Here is a 1,370-nt window from a genome sequence, read left to right on the forward strand (position 1 = left end):
GGGTACAAAGATGGATCCGTTTTTACACCCGGCTTCATTACCATGTACATGTGTAAGAAGACGATACGGAACGTCGTCATCCAAAAATTCAATCAAGCCAAGGGGTGGAATTGCCGGACATTTGAAGAACTAAAGGAAGACCTACAGGAAGAGATCCGATCAGGTAACAGAAAAGATGTTAGAAAGATAGCCAATGAAATCATCAACAGCCTGAAAATCGTGGATCCGGCCGTTGGGTCAGGGCACTTTTTGGTTTCCGCCTTGAATGAATTGATTGCCATCAAGAGCGAGTTAAAGATCTTGGTAGATGCCAACTTTGATCCCATCAGCAGTCATACCGTAGAAGTGGTCAACGATGAATTGGTGATTGTTGACCTGGAGGGCAATTTATTTGAATACAACTATCGGAACAAAGATAGCCAACGGATCCAGGAAACGCTCTTCCATGAGAAGCAGGTCTTAATCGAAAACTGTCTTTTTGGAGTGGACATCAATCCCAATTCGGTTAAGATATGCCGGCTGCGACTGTGGATAGAGCTGCTAAAAAGTGCCTATTACAAAGAAGTGGAGACGGCAAAAGGCAACAGTTCTCCCGTTTGCTATTCCGAAAGCAAGGATGTGAGAGATGAATACAAGGATCTTTCAGGTGCTGGAAACCCCACAGGTCGGCGGGAACTGGAAACCCTTCCCAACATCGATATCAACATCAAATGTGGCAACTCACTGGTAAGCCGCTTTGCCATCGACGCGGACCTAAGTGAAGCACTGAAGAAAAGTAAGTACTCCATAGACGGCTATCGCCTTGCGGTGACCACCTACCGCAATGCTCAGAATAAGGAGGAAAAGCGGGAAATGAAGCGATTGATCGCTGAGATCAAGTCAGATTTCCGCTCGGAAATTGCGAAAAATGATCCCAAGATCAAACGCAAGGCCAAGCTGGGCGGGGAACTGTATAACCTGACCATGCAAACCGGACTTTTTGCCGAAACGGCCAAAGAGAAAAAAGATAGAACGAAGAAGATAGAAAAGATTGAAATTGAGCTCAGTAAACTGAATTCGGAGATCGAAGAAATCAAAAACAACAAGATCTATGAAAATGCCTTCGAATGGAGGTTTGAGTTTCCCGAGGTGCTGAATGAGTCGGGCAATTTTGTGGGCTTTGATGTGGTGATAGGCAATCCGCCCTACATCCGGCAGGAAGCCTTTTCGGAGCTGAAGCCCTACCTACAGTCCGGATACAAAACTTTTGCTGGGACCGCTGACATGTATGTTTATTTTGTGGAGTTAGGTATGAATGTGGTTAAGGATGCCGGCGAGTTTATCTTTATTATTCCAAATAAATGGATGCGGGCGGGCTATGGAAAAAGCCT

1 protein-coding gene is annotated in these 1,370 nt (G+C 45.4%); it reads left to right on the top strand.

Annotated elements, in window-relative coordinates; genetic code table 11:
• Positions 1–1,370, top strand: a 1,370-nt coding sequence (locus IAQ59_RS21955; RefSeq protein ID WP_209333002.1) for an Eco57I restriction-modification methylase domain-containing protein, incomplete at both ends; no start/stop codon positions are given.

The organism is Lunatimonas salinarum, assembly GCF_017811155.1.
GTDB classification, from domain to species: domain Bacteria; phylum Bacteroidota; class Bacteroidia; order Cytophagales; family Cyclobacteriaceae; genus Lunatimonas; species Lunatimonas salinarum.